2 protein-coding genes and 1 pseudogene are annotated in these 2,663 nt (G+C 42.8%); 1 reads left to right on the plus strand and 2 read right to left on the minus strand.

Annotated features, from left to right (window positions below; genetic code table 11):
* Positions 1–174: restriction endonuclease subunit S (locus ACYVRB_RS14140; protein WP_461216057.1), on the minus strand; the 174-nt coding region annotated here is incomplete at its 3' end.
* A gap of 333 nt (positions 175–507) precedes the next feature.
* Positions 508–1,801 (minus strand): annotated as a pseudogene (locus ACYVRB_RS14145) (IS1380 family transposase).
* Positions 1,802–2,031: 230 nt separating this feature from the next.
* On the opposite strand from ACYVRB_RS14145, the gene ACYVRB_RS14150 reads away from it, so the two are divergent.
* Positions 2,032–2,403, plus strand: coding sequence for a DUF1304 domain-containing protein (locus ACYVRB_RS14150; RefSeq protein ID WP_125706724.1), 372 nt, complete (start codon positions 2,032–2,034; stop codon positions 2,401–2,403).
* Positions 2,404–2,663: the final 260 nt, after the last annotated feature.

A 2,663-nucleotide genomic window follows, 5' to 3' on the forward strand; every position in this document is an offset into this window, starting at 1 on the left:
TCGTTGAGAGCCAATTTCAGCAGGTGCATACCAGTCAATATCGCCATTCCAATATTCCGGTTTTGCCGTGCTTGGGGTTCCCCCTCCAATAATCGAAGCCACATCCCCAAGCTTACGCTGTTCCCAAACGTACGAATGTTTGACCGAGATATCATGGTTAACAATATGATGCATTTTTAGTGTAAAATAATGCGTCAAATAATGCGATAAAGCATGTAAATCGCCATATTATCGCCTCGATTATTGGAACTTTATGTGAGAACGTTCCAATAATGTAAGCTTTCATGTTTTTGAAAATGAGCACTCGACACTCCAACATCGGCGCTATAATAATCCTGATTCATTCATAGGTTTGTGAAATACAACCATAGGCTCAATAGCGACACTAACTTCGCCATGCCGAATCAATACACCTTGATTTTGGCCAACTTATTCAGAGTCGGCGTCGCCAAATAGACCGAACGTATTTCAACACTTCGGCCAGGCCCGACCATTTAGTTGCTTTGGTCACATTTGTAAAATATCGTTCAACACATTGCCTATAAAGCCACTAAAAACTTGGCTTGAAGCTAAATGTAGGACGATTCGGTGCGCGTGATGCGTGACCTTACCCGCAACATGGAGCAATTCAAAGCGCAAGGTTGCGATTGTCTTTCGTGCGTCAAAAGGTATCAAAATGAGTTTGAATAGTTGAACGATGTTGTAAGAAACAGCACTGATCAAGGCCCTAGCAGCGTTCATCGTAAACGAGTGACTGTCAGTCTTGTCGAAAGCAAAACCGGCTTTCAATTCTTTGATCAGATCTTCGACTCTTCCGCATTGACGATAGCGGGTGATCAATGTTTCACACGGAATCTTCGTATCATTAGTGACCAACCAAGTATGATCGTCCCAAAGAAAAGACTCAGCCTTACTTTCAGAATGCACGATCACGCGATAATTATCCGCCAAAGTTTTAACTTGATAGTCCAGTTCGTGGTCTTCACTTTGAAAATCAGTCGTCATCTCAGGGGATTGAGTTGCCGTTGTGGTAAGTTCGTTAATGCGGTTAATCTTCTTCAGCCGGACAATAAATTTAACACTGCGCTTGGCACAGGCTGCATAAAACTCTGGCTTGGCAAAGCCTGAATCACCGCGGACTGTGATGTTCATATCAGGGCGTAAGGCTTTAAGATGATCAAGGATCGGGGCGATGAACGTATCAGCATCGCTACTGGTATAGACGTTACCCGGGCGCAACTGCGCACCTAGTAAAAGCCCGGTGGCATCATCAAAAACCAGCAGAGGGTGATAGCCATTAGCTGAATAATGACCATTATAGGTTGCGTGTTCTTGATGGCCGAAGGTATCCGAGTGTGTGGAGTCGATATCAAGGATCATTTCAGTGCGTGAAGGATCTTTAAGGACCACATCAGCCAGTTTCAGTAACAGGTTTTGGATTTCAACCAGATTATCTTGAGTCAGGCTTGCGATGAAACGTGAAATAGAAGCTTGAGAGGCCACACTCACCTAAAGCAGTCCTAATAGCAGGATCCTGACGCCAAGTATTTGCCGCAGAGTCAGTGCAATAACCGGCAATCCGGAGCATAAGCGTAAATTCAAATAGATCTACGAAAGAGATCTTGGCAAATTTTCGCTCATCATTAAAGAAAATCGTATTACGAATCAAGTTTTTGAGGTGGATCCGATTGGTAAATTCAATTGGTAGTATCATTCCACCATCATTGGATAATTGTCCGGCGTCGTTGATAACAGATAAATGAGGATTGCATTGAAGTGAAGTTGCGCGTAGTCTAAGCATTGTGTTATGGCCTTCATATTGTTGGTTTTCAGCGACTCTACAATATCACAAGACCGCACCCAGGTGAAAAACACAAAGCAGCGCAACTTCATGCCAGTCATGAGGTTGCGCTGTATTTTTTCGTGTTTAAGAATAATCCAGGCTAAATGTTCTCCCGCTCCGAAGTCTGTTATACTATGCTTTATCGTATAAATTTCAATTTTAATGAATTTCTTTAGGGGGAATAGGTAATGCTATTTGTAAAGGATATGTTCGTGCTACTAGTCGCCGTTGAGGCATTGCTGATAATGCTTCTCGAGATGTTTGGCACCCAAACAAAAATGGCCCGTAAGGCTTTTGACTTGTCAAAAGGATATCTTGCCACCAAAGAAGCCAAATCATCGATGGCAAACCAAGGACTATATAATGGATTCATCGGTGTAGGCTTGTTATATGCTCGATATGGGCTCAGTGGTGGTGCCTCCTACCACGTTCAGATTTTATTCGTGGGTTTTGTCGTGCTTGCTGCCGCTTTTGGATCACTGACAGCTAACAAGAAAATCATATTTACACAGGGTAGTCCCGCAATCGTAGCGCTTTTTCTGCTTATATTTGTACACTGATGTGCTCCTCATAGTAAGATAAACTTTGGCTCCTAAAGAAACGGTAAGAATCGTTAGATATGCCAGTTAATTCTGATGAGGATAAGCTATTGAAAGTATTATTGGCCTGCCATCCGGTGGGCTTTTTGATTGCGACGGATTTACAATTCAAGTGCAACAAATTAGTCAAATAGAAAAGACTCATAGCCTGAGTCCTTGTAAAATGGAATCACCACAAGACCAACTACAAGGAGAACTCGACTATGAGTCCGTACACCCAT

The organism is Lacticaseibacillus boliensis (genome assembly GCF_054784775.1).